Source organism: Streptomyces sp. NPDC093089 (assembly GCF_044754405.1).
Classification (GTDB): Bacteria; Actinomycetota; Actinomycetes; order Streptomycetales; family Streptomycetaceae; genus Streptomyces.
In genome coordinates this window covers 560,767-578,735 of record NZ_JBIVPA010000002.1, presented here as the reverse complement: position 1 = coordinate 578,735, position 17,969 = coordinate 560,767, and the positions used below count along the sequence as shown (strand labels likewise).

The following is a 17,969-nucleotide window of genomic DNA, read 5'->3' as shown; positions in this document are numbered from 1 at the left end:
GCCGGCGCCCGGGGGGTTGCCCCGGTGCGGAACCTCGCACGGCACCCTGCTGAAGCGGCGAAGAGCGCTGGCGTAGGCTGGTTCGGTCGATCAGAACCCCTCCGAAAGGGACACACCCGGTGACCGAGAAGGCCGAACTCCAGTCCGTTCTCGACCGCGCCGCCGCGGGTGGCCGGATCACCCCCGAGGAGGCGCTCGACCTCTACCGCTCCGCGCCGCTGCACGCGCTGGGCGCCGCCGCCGACGCCGTGCGCCGGCGCCGCTACGCGGGGACCGAGCACATCGCGACGTACATCATCGAGCGGAACATCAACTACACGAACGTCTGTGTGACGGCGTGCAAGTTCTGCGCCTTCTACGCCGCGCCGAAGGACACCAAGAAGGGCTGGACCCGCGACCTCGACGACATCCTGCGCCGCTGCGCGGAGACCGTGGAGCTCGGCGGCACCCAGATCATGTTCCAGGGCGGCCACCACCCGGACTACGGCGTCGAGTACTACGAGAAGCACTTCGCCGCCATCAAGAAGGACTTCCCGCAGCTGGTCATCCACTCCCTCGGCGCCTCCGAGGTCGAGCACATGGCCCGCATCTCCGGCGTCTCCGTGGAGGAGGCGATCACCCGCATCCACGCGGCCGGTCTCGACTCCTTCGCCGGCGCCGGCGCGGAGCTGCTCCCGGAGCGGCCGCGCAAGGCCATCGCCCCGCTGAAGGAGAGCGGCGAGCGCTGGCTGGAGATCATGGAGATCGCCCACGAGCTGGGCGTCGAGTCCACCTCCACCATGCTGATGGGCACCGGCGAGACCAACGCCGAGCGGATCGAGCACCTGCGGATGATCCGTGACGTGCAGGACCGGACGGGCGGCTTCCGGGCCTTCATCCCGTACACGTACCAGCCGGAGAACAACCACCTCAAGGGCCGTACGCAGGCCACGCTCTTCGAGTACCTGCGGATGATCTCGATCGCGCGCCTGTTCCTCGACAACGTCGCCCACATCCAGGGCTCGTGGCTCACCACGGGCAAGGAGATCGGTCAGCTGACGCTGCACTACGGCGCGGACGACCTCGGCTCGATCATGCTGGAGGAGAACGTGGTCTCCTCGGCGGGCGCCAAGCACCGCTCCAACCTGCGCGAGATGATCGACATGATCCGCACCGCGGACCGCGTCCCGGCGCAGCGCACCACGACGTACGAGCACATCGTCGTCCACGACGACCCGGCGAACGACCCGGTCGACGAGCGCGTCGCCTCGCACATCTCGTCCATCGCGATCGAGGGCGGCACGGCCCACCCCGAGCTGAAGCTCCTGGACGCGAACTGAGGCCGTCGTGCTGACCATCCACGTCGCCGAGGCGACGCCCGAGACCGCGGTCCTGGTCGACGGCGACCGCGTCGCCGCCGTCGGCCCCTTCGACGACCTGGTCGCCGTGCGGCCCGAGGCGCGGGTGCGGCGGTGGCCCGGCATCCTCACCCCGGGGCTGCTCAACCCGTTCGCGCCCGAACTCCTCGAAGGCATGTACCACCCGGACCCGCGGGAGGCCGAGGGGTTCGGCACCGAGCCGATCACGGGGGAGCGGGCCCAGCGCATCTTCCGCAGGGACGCCTCGCGGCGCGGCGCGTCCGCGCGCCGGGGCGTGCAGCGGCTGCTCGCCCACGGGACGGTCGCCGTCGCCGGCGAACTGCGCGACCGGGCCGCCGTCGACGCCGTGCGCCGGGCCGGTCTGGCCGTCGGCCGGCGCCCGGAGAAGGTCCCGGGCCTCCCGTCGTTCTCGCCGGTGCCGCTGATCCTGCTGCCCGGCCTGATCCCGGGCGCCCCGGCCCGCTTCGCCGTCTTCGACGTGCCCGACCGGGCGGCGCTGGTCCGCCTCGGCGCGTCGACGTGCGTCGCCACCGTCCTCGGCGGCCGGCTCGTCCACCGGGCCCGCTGAGCGGTTTCCGGCACCCCCGCTGCGACAATGAACCCGCCCGCCCGTCACTCCCGATTCTGCGAGGCCGAACGCCCGTGACCCGCGCCACCCTGGACAAGCAGCCGCACGAAGTCGCCACCATGTTCGACGACGTGGCGGCGAACTACGACCTCACGAACGACGTGCTCTCCCTCGGGCAGGACCGCCGCTGGCGCAAGGAGGTCGCGAAGGCGGTCGACGCGCGCCCGGCGCAGCGGATCCTCGACCTGGCGGCCGGTACGGCCACCTCCTCGCAGCCGTTCGCCCGCGCCGGCGCGTACGTCGTGCCGTGCGACTTCTCCCTCGGCATGCTCCGGGTCGGCAAGAAGAACCACCCGTGGATGCCGTTCACGGCGGGCGACGGCACGAAGCTGCCCTTCCGCGACGACGTCTTCGACGCGGTGACGATCTCCTTCGGGCTGCGCAACATCCAGGACACCGACCGGGCGCTGCGCGAGATGTACCGCGTGACGAAGCCCGGCGGCCGCGTCGTCATCAGCGAGTTCTCGCACGCCACCTGGGCGCCGTTCCGCACGGTCTACGAGGAGTACCTGATGCGCGCGCTGCCGCCGGTGGCCCGCGCGATCTCCTCGAACCCCGACGCGTACGTGTACCTCGCCGAGTCGATCCGCTCGTGGCCCGACCAGCCGACGCTGGCGGCCATGCTCCAGGAGGCCGGCTGGTCGAAGGTGGCCTGGCGGAACCTGTCCGGCGGGATCGTCGCGCTCCACCGGGGCTTCAAGCCCGCCTGACGGAGCGCCGTCCGCCGACGGCCGCGGGGCCCGTCCGCGGACGGGCCCCGGGACGCGCACCGGGTCGGCGGGCGGGCGGCCGACCCTCCGTTTCGGCCGCGTCCGCCCGCCATAGACTGCGGTACGTCCTCATCGTCGAATCTTCGGGAGACCCCGCCGTGACCGAGCAGCCCCTCTCCGAGCACAGCGCAGATGTGATCGTCGTCGGGGCGGGCCCGGCCGGCTCCACCACCGCGTACTACCTGGCCAAGGCGGGACTCGACGTCCTGCTCCTGGAGAAGACCGCCTTCCCCCGCGAGAAGGTCTGCGGCGACGGGCTCACCCCGCGCGCCACCAAGCAGCTCGTCGCGATGGGCATCGACATCTCCGAAGAGGCCGGCTGGCTGCGCAACAAGGGCCTGCGGATCATCGGCGGCGGCGTCCGCCTCGAACTCGACTGGCCGGACCTCGCCTCGTACCCGGACTACGGACTCGTGCGCAAGCGCGACGACTTCGACGAGCAGCTCGCCCGGCAGGCGCAGAAGGCCGGCGCGCGGCTGTACGAGCGCTGCAACGTCGGCGCCCCGATCATCGACGACCGCACGGGCCGGATCACCGGCGTGCACGCCAAGCTCGGCGAGGAGAAGCGCGAGGTCACCTTCCACGCGCCGCTCGTCGTCGCCGCCGACGGCAACTCCACCCGGCTCTCGGTGGCGATGGGCCTGCACCGGCGGGAGGACCGCCCGATGGGCGTCGCCGTGCGGACGTACTTCACCAGCCCCCGCCACGACGACGACTACCTGGAGTCGTGGCTGGAGCTGTGGGACCGGCGCGGCCCGCAGGACCGGCTGCTGCCGGGCTACGGCTGGATCTTCCCGATGGGCGACGGCACGTCGAACGTCGGCCTCGGCATCCTCAACTCCTCCTCCGCGTTCAAGGAGCTGGACTGGCGCGAGGTCCTCAAGGCCTGGTGCGCGTCCATGCCGGAGGAGTGGGGCTACACCCCGGAGAACATGACGACGCCGATCCGCGGCGCCGCGCTGCCGATGGCCTTCAACCGCCAGCCGCACTACACCAAGGGCCTGCTGCTCGTCGGCGACGCGGGCGGCCTCGTCAACCCGTTCAACGGCGAGGGCATCGCGTACGCCATGGAGTCCGGCCAGATCGCCGCCGACGTCATCGTCCAGGCGCACGCCCGTGCCACCCCGGCCCAGCGAGAACTGGCCCTGCGCAACTACCCGCAGGTCCTCAAGGACACCTACGGCGGCTACTACACGCTCGGCCGCGCCTTCGTGAAGCTCATCGGCAACCCGAAGATCATGAAGATCGCGACCCAGCACGGCCTCACGCACCCGCTCCTCATGAAGTTCACGCTCAAGATGCTCGCGAACCTCACGGACCCGACGGGCGGCGACGCCATGGACCGCATCATTAACGGCCTGTCGAAGGTCGCGCCGAAGGCCTGAGTCCGGGGGACGTGTCCGGGAGCCCGGGCCCGGGGGTCCGAGCCCGGGCCCCCGGGGCCTGCGCCCCGGCCCCGGCCGCGGTCAGTCCTTCCGGGACGCCGCCAGCCTGATCCGGGCGTCGAGTTCGGACCTCGTCCGGGTCAGGGTCTCGGCGTTCCGCTCGACGGCCTGTTTCTGGAACCCGACCTCGGCGGCGTACCAGACGGCGACGAGGCCGGTGCGCTTTTTGCAGGCCACGTCCCGCACGGCGGCGGCGACGGCGCGGGGGCCGCCGGTCGTGTCCTGGGACAGCCCGAGGTCCTCCTGGGGGCTGATCGGGTCGTCGGTCCGGTAGCCCTGCTCCGCCATGCAGCGCGACCAGTCGGCGACGACCCGGGCGACCCGCGGGTCCTGCCGGGCCTTCGCGAAGGCCTCCGCCTCCAGCCGGAAGACGAACAGGGCGTCGACGGCGCCGTCCCGGGGCGCGTACATGCGCAGGAAGCCCTCGCGGCCGCAGCCGCCGACGGGTACCTTCCGCCCGTTGACCTTCCTGCCGCTGTCGGTGCGTTCCGACTCCGCGAGGCTCATCGGGAGCCGCCCCTTGACCGGCGGCCCGCTCAGGGCGAGTTCGCCCGTGGGGCCGAGATCGGCCTCGGGGGCCTTCCCGGGCGGCGCGGCGCCGCCGCGCGGGGCGTAGCCGTACCGGGAGGCGTTCGCGGCGTCGGTGAGCCCGTAGCGGGATCCGGTGCCGGCGCGGGCGGGCCGGGGCTGCTCCGGCGGCCGGTAGGCGAAGCCGAACCGCTTCATGCAGTCGGCGGTCAGCAGTGCCTGTGCCCGCTCGATGCCGCGGCTCTCCTCGTCCGTCGGCTTGTAGCCGTCCAGCGGGTACGTGAGCCGTGCGGCGTCCGTCGCCCCGGACGGCGCGGCGGGGGCGGGCGGGCCGCCGGGGACGGTGGCGCCGGAGCCGGAGCCGGAGCCGCAGGCGGTGAGGAGCGCCGCGCCCAGCAGGAGGGCGGCGGCCGCGGGGCGCGGGGTGCGGGTGCGCATGGGGTCAGCGGGCCTTGTAGTGGTACGCCGAGGAGACCTGGTTCTTGAACGTCGTGGAGGCGTTCCCGTAGTAGTTCGCCGGGAGGCTGCCCTCGATGCCGCCGGCGAACGACCCGGTGTAGACGTACCAGACGACGCGGTCGCGGTTGAAGTACGAGGCGGCGTTGTTGTCCACGACCTCTCCCTGGCCGGAGCCGTAGCCGGGGAAGCGGTCGTCGGCGAGGTTGGAGTCCGCCAGGTACAGGTCGAAGACCGATCCCATCAGGGAGGAGTTGTAGAACAGGCCGAACTCGCGGTACTCCAGCTCGCCGTCCTTGGTCGCGGCGGCGGCGGTTCCGCCGCCGGCCACGACGCCGGCGCCGAGGGCGGTGAGGGCGACCGCCGTGCCGATGGCGCGCCGGATGACCGTGCTCTGCATGCCGTTGCCTTTCAGGGCCGAGGACCGAGATTGAGAAGTACACGTCATGAAGAGATTTCGGTCTACGGCTCTTTGGGACAGAGAACTCAAACCATCAACCCTGCAACTGGCCTGAATTAAATGCCAGTTGGGCTAGACCAGGCGGTGTCCACCGGTGGCCCCGAGCACCCCCGGCGTTCCCGGTGGTCCCCGGGCACGACGAAGGGCCGTCCCTCCCCCGAGGAGTGACGGCCCTTCGTCGTGCGGTCGCGGGTGCGATCAGAAGAGGCGGACGGCGCCCGAGGGCATGTCCCAGTCCAGCGAGCGCTCGACGACACCGGTCGCGGAGTTCTGCGCGCCGACGTACTTGCCGCCGCCGACGTAGATGGCGACGTGGTACGAGCCGCTGCGGCTGCCCCAGTAGAGGATGTCGCCCGGCTGGAGGTTGCTCAGGGAGACGGACGTGCCCATGCTCGACTGCTGGTACGAGATGCGGGGCAGGTCGATGTTGGCCTGGCGGTACGCGGCCTGGACGAGGCCGGAGCAGTCCCACGAGTTGGGGCCGGTGCCGCCGGTGACGTAGGCGTCGCCGACCTGGGCGCGGGCGAAGGCCACGATCGCGGCGGCGGCGCCGGAGGGGGCCTGCGTCGGGGCGTCGTTCGTCGACGAGCCGGTGCCGGAGTCGTTGCTCGTGCTGGTGAGCTGGGTGCGCGCGCTGTCGCGGGACGCGCGGGCGGCGGCGTCCTTGCGCTCCTGCTCGGCCTTGGCGCGGGCCTTCTCGGCGCGCTCGGCCTCGGCCTTGCGGTCCGCCTCGGCCTTCGCCTTCTTGGCGTCCTTGGCGGCCTTCTGCAGGGCCTGGTCCTCCTGCGACTGGAGGCTCTGGTCGAGGGCCTCCTGCTGCGACGCCTCGGCGGAGGCGGCGACGGCGCTCGCGAGGCCGGAGCCGGCGTCGAGCGAGCCCAGGGTGGGCATCTCGATGGTCTCGGTCACCGGCTCGGCATTGGCCGGCCCGGCAGCACCGGCCACCGCGATGGTGCCGAGGACGCCACCGGCAACTCCTGCCCGCAGGGCGAGCTTCGAGGCGCTGCGGCGGGGCTTCCGGTGGCTGGGTATGTGAGCGGTGTGGGACATGGGAACAACCGCTATCAGGGGTTCGTGGTTCCCATCAAGAAACGTGGGTTGCGCCACAGTTACGTTCGGAACCACCCAATCCGCTTCCCTGCCGCCCTTATTGACGCCGTAACGGGCAAATCGGGCATGGCTCATCCGGCCCTTGATCAAGGGTTTTCATTGAAACGTCCGAATTGCCCGACGCTTACCACCTCTTGACGCGGATGGCCAAGCCCCGCTTTTTCGAGACCTTCGGGGTGTGGTGCAGGTCACACTCCCGTCTCATGAGCGCTCGTGAACGCGTGCACGCGTCCATCTCCGTACGCCGGACCCCCCGACCGGGCGATGGCCGGTTCCTTTATCACCCGGATGCGTCCACCACCAATTTGCTTGCATCGGCCAACGCTTGATAGTGCGCACCCCCTCCGAGCAGCGACTTCCGGTCCGGATGTCACATCTGGTGATCACCTGGGCGCTTCGCGCGACAAGATCACCGCTCATCCGACTTCATGATCCTTCGTCAGGTGGTGGAGATCACAAAGTCCTTGGCGTACCCCGTGTCGCAGATCACAGAGGGGCAGGCATAAGATGCGGGGCAGCCGGGCTTGTGAACTGCCTCACATGGGGGCGATCTTTCACGCCGGCGGTGCGGTCCAACGGTCAAGGACGACTGGAAGGAGCGAGGAGCGTGAATGCGTACGCGCCCATCCTCGTGCTCGGTGCCCTGGGTGCGGGGTTTGCGATCTTCTCCGTGGTCATGGCCACGCTTATCGGGCCAAAGCGGTACAACAGGGCAAAGCTTGAGGCGTACGAGTGCGGCATCGAACCGACGCCCACTCCCGCCGGAGGCGGTCGCTTCCCGATCAAGTACTACCTGACGGCGATGCTCTTCATCGTCTTCGACATCGAGATCGTCTTCCTCTACCCCTGGGCCGTCACCTTCGACGCCCTGGGGCTTTTCGGGCTCGTGGAGATGCTGCTCTTCGTGCTCACCGTCTTCGTCGCCTACGCGTACGTGTGGCGGCGCGGCGGCCTGGAATGGGACTGAGGGGCTGAGGGGCACCTATGGGACTCGAAGAGAAACTCCCGAGCGGCTTTCTGCTGACGACGGTCGAACAGGCCGCGGGCTGGGTGCGCAAGGCGTCCGTGTTCCCCGCGACGTTCGGCCTCGCCTGCTGCGCCATCGAGATGATGACCACCGGAGCCGGCCGGTACGACCTGGCCCGCTTCGGCATGGAGGTCTTCCGCGGCTCACCGCGCCAGGCCGACCTGATGATCGTCGCCGGCCGGGTCAGCCAGAAGATGGCGCCCGTCCTGAGGCAGGTCTACGACCAGATGCCCAACCCCAAGTGGGTCATCTCCATGGGCGTCTGCGCCTCCTCGGGCGGCATGTTCAACAACTACGCGATCGTCCAGGGCGTCGACCACATCGTGCCGGTCGACATCTACCTCCCCGGCTGCCCGCCGCGCCCGGAGATGCTGCTCGACGCGATCCTCAAGCTCCACCAGAAGATCCAGGGCTCCAAGCTCGGCGTGAACGCCGAGGAGGCGGCGCGCGAGGCGGAGGAAGCGGCGCTCAAGGCGCTGCCGACCATTGAATTGAAGGGTCTGCTCCGGTGAGTGACGAGACACCCAACCCCGAGAAGGAGCTGAGCGCGCAGAACCTGCCGGGCCAGCGCGGGGACCATGGCGAGGAGGTACGCCTCCAGCGTGGCATGTTCGGCGCGAACAACGGCGGCGACACCACCGGATACGGCGGCCTCGTCCGCTCGATCCGGCTCCCCGGCCCCGCCGTCCGCCCCTACGGCGGCTGGTTCGACGAGGTCGCGGACGAACTCGAAGGCGCCCTGGAGGAGCAGGGACTGCTCCCCGAGAACGCCATCGAGAGGACGGTCGTCGACCGCGACGAGCTCACCTTCCACATCGAGCGCGAGCACCTCGTCCGCGTGGCCCGCACCCTGCGCGACGACCCGGCACTCCGCTTCGAGCTCTGCACCGGCGTCTCCGGCGTCCACTACCCGGGCGACAAGGGCCGCGAGCTGCACGCCGTCTACCACCTGCGCTCGCTGACCCACGGCCGGCTGATCCGCCTGGAGGTCTCGGCCCCCGACAGCGATCCGCGCATCCCGTCGCTCGTCGCCGTCTACCCGACGAACGACTGGCACGAGCGCGAGACGTACGACTTCTTCGGCATCGTCTTCGACGGCCACCCCGCCCTCACCCGGATCATGATGCCGGACGACTGGCAGGGCCACCCGCAGCGCAAGGACTATCCCCTCGGCGGCATCGCGGTCGAGTACAAGGGCGCCCAGATCCCGGCTCCGGACCAGCGGAGGTCGTACAGCTGATGTCCACCTCAGAAGCGTCTCCCCGCGAGACGACCGAAGGCACCGTCTACACGGTGACCGGCGGCGACTGGGACGAGGTCGTCCAGTCCGCGGCCAAGGCCGACGACGAGCGGATCGTCGTCAACATGGGCCCCCAGCACCCGTCCACCCACGGCGTGCTCCGCCTCATCCTGGAGATCGACGGCGAGACCGTCACCGAGGCCCGCTGCGGCATCGGCTACCTCCACACCGGCATCGAGAAGAACCTCGAGTACCGGACCTGGACGCAGGGCACCACCTTCGTCACGCGCATGGACTACCTCACCTCGTTCTACAACGAGACGGCGTACTGCCTGGGCGTGGAGAAGCTCCTCGGCATCACCGAGCAGATCCCGGACCGCGCCAGCGTCATCCGCGTCCTGCTGATGGAGCTCAACCGGCTCTCCTCGCACCTGGTGTGCATCGCCACCGGCGGCATGGAGCTCGGCGCCACCACGATCATGATCTACGGCTTCCGGGACCGCGAGATGATCCTGGACCTGTACGAGCTGATCACCGGCCTGCGCATGAACCACGCGTTCATCCGCCCCGGCGGCCTCGCCCAGGACCTGCCGCCCGGCGCCGTCGACGCCGTCCGCGAGTTCGTGAAGACCATGAAGAAGAACCTGCCGGAGTACGACAAGCTCGCCACCGGCAACCCCATCTTCAAGGCCCGCATGCAGGACGTCGGCTACCTCGACCTCACCGGCTGCATGGCCCTCGGCGCCACCGGACCGATCCTCCGGTCGGCGGGCCTCCCGCACGACCTGCGCAAGACCGACCCGTACTGCGGCTACGAGGACTACGACTTCGAGGTCCCGACCACCGACACCTGCGACTCCTACGGACGCTTCCTCGTCCGCCTGGAGGAGATGCGCCAGTCGCTCCGGATCGTCGAGCAGTGCCTCGACCGCCTGGAGCCAGGCCCCGTCATGGTCGGCGACAAGAAGATCGCCTGGCCCGCGCAGCTCGCGCTCGGCCCCGACGGCCTCGGCAACTCCCTCGACCACATCAAGAAGATCATGGGCACCTCCATGGAGGCCCTGATCCACCACTTCAAGCTGGTCACCGAGGGCTTCCGGGTCCCCGCCGGACAGGCCTACGCGGCCGTCGAGTCCCCCAAGGGCGAGCTCGGCGTGCACGTCGTCTCCGACGGCGGCACCCGCCCCTTCCGGGTCCACTTCCGCGACCCGTCCTTCACCAACCTCCAGGCCATGGCCGCGATGTGCGAGGGCGGCCAGGTCGCCGACGTCATCGTCGCCGTCGCCTCCATCGACCCCGTGATGGGAGGCGTCGACCGATGACGGAGAACGTCAGCCTGGGGATGCCCCAGCTCCCCGCCCCCGAGTACCCGGCCGAGGTCCGCGCCCGCCTGACGGACGACGCGCGCGCGATCATCGCCCGCTACCCGGACTCCCGCTCCGCGCTCCTGCCGATGCTGCACCTCGTGCAGTCGGAGGAGGGCCACGTGACCCGTACCGGCATGCGGTTCTGCGCCGACCTCCTCGGCCTGACCACCGCCGAGGTCACCGCCGTCGCCACCTTCTACACGATGTACCGGCGCAAGCCCTCCGGCGACTACCAGGTCGGCGTCTGCACCAACACGCTCTGCGCGGTCATGGGCGGCGACGCCATCTTCGAGGAGCTCAAGGAGCACCTCGCCGTCGGCAACAACGAGACCACCGACGACGGCAAGATCACCCTTGAGCACATCGAGTGCAACGCGGCCTGCGACTTCGCGCCCGTCGTGATGGTCAACTGGGAGTTCTTCGACAACCAGACCCCCGCCTCCGCCAAGCAGCTGGTGGACGACCTGCGGGCCGGCCGGACCGTCGAACCCACCCGCGGCGCCCCGCTCTGCACCTTCAAGGAGACCGCCCGCATCCTCGCCGGCTTCCCCGACGAGCGCCCCGGCGCCGTCGAGGCCACCGGCGGAGCCGGCCCGGCCTCGCTCGTGGGACTCCGCCTCGCCAAGGGCGAGCAGCCGCACCACCGAATCGTCCACCCGCGTGGTGAGACCTCCGGTCAGGAGGGGGAGTGATGACCTTGGCCGCCGAGATCGACAACAGCAGCCCCGAGAAGCTCCTCGCACCCGTGCTCTCCGCCTTCTGGGACCAGCCGGACTCCTGGACCCTGGCGACCTACGAGCGGCACGAGGGCTACCAGGGCCTCAAGCGGGCCCTCGCGATGAGCCCCGACGACCTCATCGCGTACGTCAAGGAATCCGGCCTCCGCGGACGCGGCGGCGCCGGCTTCCCCACCGGCATGAAGTGGCAGTTCATCCCGCAGGGCGACGGCAAGCCGCACTACCTCGTCGTCAACGCCGACGAGTCCGAGCCCGGCACCTGCAAGGACATCCCGCTCCTCTTCGCCAACCCGCACTCCCTCATCGAGGGAATGATCATCGCCTGCTACGCGATCCGCTCCGAGCACGCGTTCATCTACCTGCGGGGCGAGGTCGTCCCCGTCCTGCGCCGCCTCCACGAGGCCGTCCGCGAGGCCTACGCCGCCGGCTACCTCGGCCGGAACATCCTCGGCAGCGGACTGAACCTCGAACTCACCGTGCACGCCGGCGCCGGCGCGTACATCTGCGGCGAGGAGACCGCCCTCCTCGACTCGCTCGAAGGACGCCGCGGCCAGCCCCGGCTGCGCCCCCCCTTCCCCGCGGTCGCCGGCCTGTACGCCTGCCCCACCGTGGTGAACAACGTCGAGTCCATCGCGTCCGTTCCCGCGATCCTCAACCGGGGCAAGGAATGGTTCACGTCGATGGGCAGCGAGAAGTCCCCGGGCTTCACGCTGTACTCGCTGAGCGGGCACGTCGCCTCGCCCGGCCAGTACGAGGCCCCGCTCGGCATCACCCTGCGCCAGCTCCTCGACATGAGCGGCGGCATGCGACCCGGCCACCGCCTCAAGTTCTGGACCCCCGGCGGCTCCTCCACCCCGATGTTCACCGACGAGCACCTCGACGTGCCCCTCGACTACGAGGGCGTCGGCGCCGCCGGCTCCATGCTCGGCACCAAGGCGCTCCAGTGCTTCGACGAGACCACCTGCGTCGTCCGCGCCGTCACCCGCTGGACCGAGTTCTACGCCCACGAGTCCTGCGGCAAGTGCACCCCCTGCCGCGAGGGCACCTACTGGCTCGTCCAGTTGCTCCGCGACATCGAGGCCGGCAAGGGCGAGCTCTCCGACCTCGACAAGCTCAACGACATCGCCGACAACATCAACGGCAAGTCGTTCTGCGCCCTCGGCGACGGCGCCGCCTCGCCGATCTTCTCCTCGCTGAAGTACTTCCGTGCGGAGTACGAGCAGCACATCACGGGCAAGGGCTGCCCCTTCGACCCGGCCAAGTCGACCGCCTGGGCGGACAACCACAAGGAGGTGACCGCATGACCGTCACCACGTCCAACCCGGCAGGCGGCGGCAGCCCGGCCGTACCGCCCGAGGACCTCGTGACGCTGACCATCGACGGCGCCGAGATCTCCGTCCCCAAGGGGACGCTCGTCATCCGCGCCGCCGAACAGCTCGGCATCGAGATCCCGCGCTTCTGCGACCACCCGCTCCTCGACCCCGCCGGCGCCTGCCGCCAGTGCATCGTCGAGGTCGAGGGCCAGCGCAAGCCGATGGCCTCCTGCACCATCACCTGCACCGACGGCATGGTGGTGAAGTCGCAGCTGACCAGCCCCGTCGCCGAGAAGGCCCAGCACGGCGTGATGGAGCTGCTGCTCGTCAACCACCCGCTGGACTGCCCCGTCTGCGACAAGGGCGGCGAATGCCCCCTGCAGAACCAGGCCATGTCCCACGGGCAGGCCGAGTCCCGCTTCGAGGGCGTCAAGCGGACCTACGAGAAGCCGGTCCCGATCTCCACCCAGGTGCTGCTCGACCGCGAGCGGTGCGTGCTCTGCGCCCGCTGCACCCGCTTCTCCAACCAGATCGCCGGCGACCCGATGATCGAACTCGTCGAGCGCGGCGCCCTCCAGCAGGTCGGCACCGGCGAGGGCGACCCCTTCGAGTCGTACTTCTCCGGCAACACCATCCAGATCTGCCCCGTCGGCGCCCTCACCTCGGCCGCCTACCGCTTCCGGTCCCGCCCCTTCGACCTGGTCTCCTCGCCGTCGGTCTGCGAGCAGTGCGCCGGCGGCTGCGCCACCCGCACCGACCACCGGCGCGGCAAGGTCATGCGGCGGCTCGCCGCCGAGGACCCGGAGGTCAACGAGGAGTGGATCTGCGACAAGGGCCGCTTCGGCTTCCGGTACGCCCAGCAGCGCGACCGGCTCACCACCCCGCTCGTCCGCAACCCCCAGACCGGTGAGCTGGAGGCCGCGTCCTGGCCCGAGGCCCTGGAGGCCGCCGCCCGCGGCCTCGTCCGCGGCCGCACCGGCGTCCTCACCGGCGGCCGGCTGACCGTCGAGGACTCCTACGCGTACGCCAAGTTCGCCCGGGTCGCCCTCGACACCAACGACATCGACTTCCGGGCCCGGATCCACTCCGGCGAGGAGGCCGACTTCCTGGCCTCCGCCGTCGCCGGCCGCGGCCGCGACCTCGACGGCAGCGGCGTCACGTACACCTCGCTCGAAGCAGCTCCGGCCGTGCTCCTCGTCGGCCTGGAGTCCGAGGAGGAGGCCCCCGGCGTCTTCCTCCGGCTCCGCAAGGCCTGGCGCAAGCACGGCCAGAGGACGTACGCGGTCGCCGCCTTCGCGACCCGGGGCCTGGAGAAGTCAGGCGGCACCCTGCTGCCGGCCGCACCCGGCACCGAGACCGAGTGGCTGGACGCGCTGACCTCCCGGGTCGGCCTGGCCGGCGACGGACTCGCCGCCGCCGAGGCCCTCCGCCAGGAGGGCGCCGTCATCGCCGTCGGCGAGCGCCTCGCGGGCGTGCCCGGCGCGCTGACCGCCGCCCTGCGCGCCGCGACCGCCACCGGCGCGAAGCTCGTCTGGATCCCGCGCCGCTCCGGCGAACGCGGAGCCGTCGAGGCGGGCGCCCTCCCGGCGCTGCTGCCCGGCGGCCGGCCCGCGACCGACCCCCGCGCGCGGGAGGAGGTCGCCGCCGCCTGGGGCGTCCGCGAACTCCCGCACCGCTACGGCCGCGACACCGGCCAGATCCTGGAGGCCGCCGCCACCGGCGAACTCGGCGCGCTGCTCGTCGCCGGCGTCGAGGTGGCCGACCTGCCGGACCCGGCCCGCGCGCGCGAGGCCCTCGACGCCGCCTTCGTGGTCTCCCTGGAGCTGCGGCCCTCCGAGGTCACCGAGCGGGCCGACGTCGTCCTCCCGGTCGCCGCCGTCGCCGAGAAGCCCGGCACCTTCCTCAACTGGGAGGGCAGGGCGCGGCTCTTCGAGGCGGCGCTCAAGCCCGAGCAGATGACCCGGCCCCTCGCGCCGTCCGACGCGCGCGTGCTCCACATGCTCGCCGACGCCCTCGACGCCCACCTGGCGCTGCCCGACCTGCGGTCCGTGCGGCGCGAGCTCGACCGGCTCGGCGGCTGGACCGAGGAGCGGGCCACCGAGCCGAGCGAGCCCGGCCAGCCGGCGCCCCGGCCCGGCGACGGCGAGGCCGTCCTCGCCGGCCACCGCCTGCTGCTCGACCTCGGCAGGCTCCAGGAGGGCGACACCGCGCTCGCCGGCACCCGGCACGCGGCCGTCGCCCGGCTGTCCGCCGCCACCGCCGCCGACACCGGCGTCAAGGACGGCGACGTGCTGGAGGTGACCGGCCCCGCCGGTTCCGTGACGCTCCCGCTCCAGGTCACCGAGATGCCCGACCGCGTGGTCTGGCTGCCGCTCAACTCGACCGGCCGCGGCGTCCTCTCCGACACCGGCGCCCGCCCCGGCGCCCTGGTCCGCATCGGCCCGGCGACCCCGCAGGAGGCGCAGGCATGACCGCGAACGTCCTGGCGGCCGAAGACCTGTCCATGTTCGGCACGGACCCCTGGTGGCTCGTCCTGATCAAGGCCGTCTTCTGCTTCGCCTTCCTGATGATCACCGTGCTCTTCTCCATCGTGTGGGAGCGCAAGGTCGTCGCCTGGATGCAGCTGCGCATCGGCCCCAACCGGCACGGCCCCTGGGGCATGCTCCAGTCCCTCGCGGACGGCATCAAGCTGATGCTCAAGGAGGACGTGATCGTCCGGCGGGCCGACAAGGTCGTGTACGTCCTCGCCCCGATCATCGCCGCGATCCCCGCGTTCATGGCGATCGCCGTGATCCCCTTCGGCCCGGCCGGCAACGAGGTCTCGATCTTCGGCCAGCGGACCGCGATGCAGCTCACCGACCTGCCGATCGCGATGCTGTACGTCCTCGCGGTCGCCTCCGTCGGCATCTACGGCATCGTCCTCGCGGGCTGGTCCTCCGGCTCCACGTACCCGCTGCTCGGCGGACTCCGGTCCTGCGCGCAGATGATCTCGTACGAGATCGCCATGGGCGCGGCCTTCGCCTCGGTCTTCCTCTACTCCGGGTCGATGTCGACGTCGGCGATCGTCGAGGCGCAGGCGGACCGCTGGTTCGTGATCCTGCTGCCGGTCTCGTTCATCATCTACATCGTCACGATGGTCGGCGAGACGAACCGCGCCCCGTTCGACATGCCGGAGTCCGAGGGCGACCTCGTCGGCGGCTTCAACACCGAGTACTCGTCCATCAAGTTCGCGATGTTCATGCTCGCCGAGTACGTGAACATGGTGACGGTCTCGGCCGTGTCGGTGACCCTCTTCCTGGGCGGCTGGCGGGCCCCGTACCCGGTCTCCACCTTCTGGGAGGGCGCGAACCACGGCTGGTGGCCGATGCTCTGGTTCGTCCTCAAGGTGCAGCTGCTGCTGTTCTTCTTCATCTGGCTCCGCGGCACCCTGCCCCGCGTCCGCTACGACCAGCTGATGAAGCTCGGCTGGAAGGTCCTCATCCCGGTCTCCGTGGTCTGGCTGATGCTGGTCGCCACCGTCCGGGCGATGCGGAACGAGAACATCGCCTTCTCGAACATCGTCCTGTACGTGGCCGGCGCCGTCCTCGGACTGCTGCTGCTCTCCTTCCTCGTGGACCTGTTCCGCGACCGGAAGGAGAAGGCCGCGACGGCCGCCCCCGAGGCCGCGCCCGCCTTCGACGCGATGGCCGGCGGCTTCCCCGTACCGCCGAAGCCCGGGCAGACGCTGCCGCCCGTGCCCCGGCGCAGGCCCCGGCGCGACCGGGACCTCGTCGCCAGCGGCGCCCCCGATACCGCTACTGCGAACGACGGAAAGGAGACGGACGGTGTCTGACTTCCAGAATCCGGTGGCCGGTTTCGGCGTGACCTTCAAGGCCATGTTCAAGAAGCGGCTGACCGAGCAGTACCCGGAGCAGCAGAAGACGACGGCGCCCCGCTTCCACGGCCGGCACCAGCTCAACCGTCACCCCGACGGCCTGGAGAAGTGCGTCGGCTGCGAACTGTGCGCCTGGGCCTGTCCCGCCGACGCCATCTACGTGGAGGGCGCGGACAACACCGACGAGGAGCGCTACTCGCCCGGCGAGCGGTACGGCCGCGTCTACCAGATCAACTACGCCCGCTGCATCCTGTGCGGGCTGTGCATCGAGGCGTGCCCCACGCGCGCGCTGACGATGACCAACGAGTTCGAACTGGCCGACTCCTCCCGCGAGAACCTGATCTACACCAAGGAGCAGCTGCTCGCGGGCCTGGAGGAGACCATGGTCGACTCCCCGCACGCGATCTTCCCCGGCATGACCGAGCAGGACTACTACCGGGGCCTGGTCACCGAGGCCGCCCCCGGCACCGTCCGGCAGGTCGCCGTCTCCCAGGGCGAGAAGGGCGAGCAGGAGGGGGCGGACGCATGAACGCCACCCTCGCGGCCTACACGACCTCCAGCGGTGAGGCCTTCCAGTTCTGGGTCCTCGGCACCGTCGCCGTCATCGGCGCGCTCGCCACGATCCTGATGAAGAAGGCCATGCACAGCGCCCTGTCGCTGGCCGGCACGATGATCGTCCTCGCGGTCTTCTACCTCGCCAACGGCGCGTACTTCCTCGGCATCGTCCAGATCGTCGTCTACACCGGCGCGATCATGATGCTCTTCCTCTTCATCGTCATGCTGGTCGGCGTCACGGCCGCGGACTCGCTGAAGGAGACCATCAAGGGGCAGCGCTGGTGGGCCGCGGCCTGCGGCCTCGGCTTCGGCATCCTGCTGATCGCCGGCATCGGCCAGGCCTCGCTCACCGAGTTCGCCGGCCTCGGCGCGGCGAACAGCGCGTACGGCGGGAACGTCGAGGGCCTCGCCGCCCTCATCTTCACCAAGTACGTCTTCGCCTTCGAGATCACCGGCGCGCTCCTCATCACCGCCGCCGTCGGCGCGATGGTGCTCACCCACCGCGAGCGCACCGAGCGGGCCCGCACCCAGCGCGAGCTCTCCGAGCAGCGCGTGCGGGAAGGCAAGCACGTGCCGCCGCTGCCCGCGCCCGGCGTCTACGCCCGGCACAACGCCGTGGACATCGCCGGTCTGCTGCCCGACGGCACCCCGTCGGAGCTCACCGTCATCTCGACCCTGCGCAAGCGGGGCCAGGTCCGGGACGTGTCCACCGAGGCGATGGCCGACCTCAAGGCCCTGGAGCAGCGCTCCCAGGAGCGGCTCGGCCGGGACCGGGACGAAGAGGAGGCCACCCGGTGAATCCCGTCAACTACCTGTACCTCGCCGCCCTGCTGTTCACCATCGGTGCGGTCGGGGTGCTGATCCGGCGCAACGCGATCGTGGTCTTCATGTGCGTCGAGCTGATGCTCAACGCCTGCAACCTCGCGTTCGTCACCTTCTCCCGCATGCACGGCAACCTCGACGGCCAGATCATCGCGTTCTTCACGATGGTCGTCGCCGCCGCGGAGGTCGTCGTCGGGCTCGCGATCATCGTGTCCGTCTTCCGTGCCCGCCACTCGGCCTCGGTCGACGACGCCAGCCTGATGAAGCTGTGAGGGGCTG

General features: G+C 70.7%; 18 protein-coding genes. 15 read left to right on the top strand and 3 right to left on the bottom strand.

The window, feature by feature from the left end; all coding sequences use genetic code 11:
• Positions 1-119 precede the first annotated feature (119 nt).
• The 4 genes from mqnC (at position 120) to ACIQFX_RS06310 (ending at position 4,141) form a co-directional block, all read left to right on the top strand.
• Entirely contained in the window at positions 120-1,319 is a 1,200-nt protein-coding gene (mqnC, locus tag ACIQFX_RS06325; protein WP_402459351.1) for a cyclic dehypoxanthinyl futalosine synthase, read from the top strand.
• A 7-nt stretch (positions 1,320-1,326) separates the two neighbouring features.
• A complete protein-coding gene (locus ACIQFX_RS06320; RefSeq protein ID WP_402459349.1) occupies positions 1,327-1,926 on the top strand; it encodes an imidazolonepropionase-like domain-containing protein in 600 nt (199 codons plus the stop codon).
• A gap of 74 nt (positions 1,927-2,000) precedes the next feature.
• Positions 2,001-2,696, top strand: coding sequence for a demethylmenaquinone methyltransferase (locus tag ACIQFX_RS06315; RefSeq protein WP_402459348.1), 696 nt, complete (start codon positions 2,001-2,003; stop codon positions 2,694-2,696).
• A gap of 158 nt (positions 2,697-2,854) precedes the next feature.
• Positions 2,855-4,141: a geranylgeranyl reductase family protein gene (locus ACIQFX_RS06310; RefSeq protein ID WP_376482075.1), complete on the top strand. Its 1,287-nt coding sequence runs from the start codon at positions 2,855-2,857 to the stop codon at positions 4,139-4,141.
• Between the two features lie 81 nt (positions 4,142-4,222).
• On the opposite strand, the gene ACIQFX_RS06305 is transcribed toward ACIQFX_RS06310, so the two are convergent.
• From ACIQFX_RS06305 to ACIQFX_RS06295, 3 genes are all read right to left on the bottom strand, one after another.
• Entirely contained in the window at positions 4,223-5,167 is a 945-nt protein-coding gene (locus ACIQFX_RS06305) for a hypothetical protein (RefSeq protein ID WP_402459346.1), read from the bottom strand.
• 4 nt (positions 5,168-5,171) lie between these two features.
• Positions 5,172-5,585 carry a hypothetical protein gene (locus tag ACIQFX_RS06300; RefSeq protein WP_402459344.1) on the bottom strand — a complete coding sequence of 138 codons (414 nt, stop codon included), beginning with the start codon at positions 5,583-5,585 and terminating at the stop codon, positions 5,172-5,174.
• 258 nt (positions 5,586-5,843) lie between these two features.
• The gene (locus ACIQFX_RS06295; RefSeq protein ID WP_402459342.1) at positions 5,844-6,695 is read right to left on the bottom strand and encodes a C40 family peptidase; all 852 of its coding nucleotides are present in this window, start codon (positions 6,693-6,695) and stop codon (positions 5,844-5,846) included.
• Positions 6,696-7,362: 667 nt separating this feature from the next.
• On the opposite strand from ACIQFX_RS06295, the gene ACIQFX_RS06290 reads away from it, so the two are divergent.
• From ACIQFX_RS06290 to nuoK, 11 genes are read left to right on the top strand one after another with little or no spacing between them, the layout of a single operon-like run.
• Positions 7,363-7,722, top strand: coding sequence for an NADH-quinone oxidoreductase subunit A (locus tag ACIQFX_RS06290; protein WP_030494815.1), 360 nt, complete (start codon positions 7,363-7,365; stop codon positions 7,720-7,722).
• Between the two features lie 17 nt (positions 7,723-7,739).
• On the top strand, positions 7,740-8,294 hold the full coding sequence (locus tag ACIQFX_RS06285) for an NADH-quinone oxidoreductase subunit B family protein (protein WP_319310819.1): 555 nt from the start codon (positions 7,740-7,742) through the stop codon (positions 8,292-8,294).
• Positions 8,291-9,022 carry an NADH-quinone oxidoreductase subunit C gene (locus ACIQFX_RS06280; RefSeq protein WP_402459340.1) on the top strand — a complete coding sequence of 244 codons (732 nt, stop codon included), beginning with the start codon at positions 8,291-8,293 and terminating at the stop codon, positions 9,020-9,022. Before ACIQFX_RS06285 ends, ACIQFX_RS06280 begins: the two co-directional genes overlap by 4 nt.
• Positions 9,022-10,344: an NADH-quinone oxidoreductase subunit D gene (locus ACIQFX_RS06275; protein ID WP_376482085.1), complete on the top strand. Its 1,323-nt coding sequence runs from the start codon at positions 9,022-9,024 to the stop codon at positions 10,342-10,344. The genes ACIQFX_RS06280 and ACIQFX_RS06275 overlap by 1 nt, the downstream gene beginning before the upstream one ends.
• The gene (nuoE, locus tag ACIQFX_RS06270; RefSeq protein ID WP_402459339.1) at positions 10,341-11,081 is read left to right on the top strand and encodes an NADH-quinone oxidoreductase subunit NuoE; all 741 of its coding nucleotides are present in this window, start codon (positions 10,341-10,343) and stop codon (positions 11,079-11,081) included. The genes ACIQFX_RS06275 and nuoE overlap by 4 nt, the downstream gene beginning before the upstream one ends.
• A complete protein-coding gene (gene nuoF, locus ACIQFX_RS06265; protein WP_402459337.1) occupies positions 11,081-12,430 on the top strand; it encodes an NADH-quinone oxidoreductase subunit NuoF in 1,350 nt (449 codons plus the stop codon). The genes nuoE and nuoF overlap by 1 nt, the downstream gene beginning before the upstream one ends.
• Positions 12,427-14,910, top strand: coding sequence for an NADH-quinone oxidoreductase subunit G (locus ACIQFX_RS06260; protein ID WP_402459335.1), 2,484 nt, complete (start codon positions 12,427-12,429; stop codon positions 14,908-14,910). Before nuoF ends, ACIQFX_RS06260 begins: the two co-directional genes overlap by 4 nt.
• Complete coding sequence (gene nuoH / locus ACIQFX_RS06255) at positions 14,907-16,271, top strand: NADH-quinone oxidoreductase subunit NuoH (RefSeq protein WP_402459333.1); 1,365 nt, start codon at positions 14,907-14,909, stop codon at positions 16,269-16,271. Before ACIQFX_RS06260 ends, nuoH begins: the two co-directional genes overlap by 4 nt.
• Complete coding sequence (gene nuoI / locus ACIQFX_RS06250; protein ID WP_402459331.1) at positions 16,264-16,842, top strand: NADH-quinone oxidoreductase subunit NuoI; 579 nt, start codon at positions 16,264-16,266, stop codon at positions 16,840-16,842. The genes nuoH and nuoI overlap by 8 nt, the downstream gene beginning before the upstream one ends.
• Positions 16,839-17,666, top strand: coding sequence for an NADH-quinone oxidoreductase subunit J (locus ACIQFX_RS06245; protein ID WP_402459329.1), 828 nt, complete (start codon positions 16,839-16,841; stop codon positions 17,664-17,666). The genes nuoI and ACIQFX_RS06245 overlap by 4 nt, the downstream gene beginning before the upstream one ends.
• Positions 17,663-17,962 (top strand): NADH-quinone oxidoreductase subunit NuoK, encoded by a 300-nt coding sequence (gene nuoK / locus ACIQFX_RS06240; RefSeq protein WP_189800457.1) that lies wholly within the window; start codon positions 17,663-17,665, stop codon positions 17,960-17,962. The genes ACIQFX_RS06245 and nuoK overlap by 4 nt, the downstream gene beginning before the upstream one ends.
• The last annotated feature ends 7 nt before the right edge of the window (positions 17,963-17,969 follow it).

Excerpts from the sequence above, each read along its gene's own strand:
- ACIQFX_RS06305 (WP_402459346.1), bottom strand. The coding sequence starts at position 5,167 with ATGCGCACCCGCACCCCGCGCCCCGCGGCCGCCGCCCTCCTGCTGGGC.
- nuoE (WP_402459339.1), top strand. The coding sequence starts at position 10,341 with ATGACGGAGAACGTCAGCCTGGGGATGCCCCAGCTCCCCGCCCCCGAG.
- nuoH (WP_402459333.1), top strand. The coding sequence starts at position 14,907 with ATGACCGCGAACGTCCTGGCGGCCGAAGACCTGTCCATGTTCGGCACG.
- ACIQFX_RS06285 (WP_319310819.1), top strand. The coding sequence starts at position 7,740 with ATGGGACTCGAAGAGAAACTCCCGAGCGGCTTTCTGCTGACGACGGTC.
- nuoF (WP_402459337.1), top strand. The coding sequence starts at position 11,081 with ATGACCTTGGCCGCCGAGATCGACAACAGCAGCCCCGAGAAGCTCCTC.
- ACIQFX_RS06295 (WP_402459342.1), bottom strand. The coding sequence starts at position 6,695 with ATGTCCCACACCGCTCACATACCCAGCCACCGGAAGCCCCGCCGCAGC.
- ACIQFX_RS06275 (WP_376482085.1), top strand. The coding sequence starts at position 9,022 with ATGTCCACCTCAGAAGCGTCTCCCCGCGAGACGACCGAAGGCACCGTC.
- ACIQFX_RS06245 (WP_402459329.1), top strand. The coding sequence starts at position 16,839 with ATGAACGCCACCCTCGCGGCCTACACGACCTCCAGCGGTGAGGCCTTC.
- ACIQFX_RS06300 (WP_402459344.1), bottom strand. The coding sequence starts at position 5,585 with ATGCAGAGCACGGTCATCCGGCGCGCCATCGGCACGGCGGTCGCCCTC.
- ACIQFX_RS06260 (WP_402459335.1), top strand. The coding sequence starts at position 12,427 with ATGACCGTCACCACGTCCAACCCGGCAGGCGGCGGCAGCCCGGCCGTA.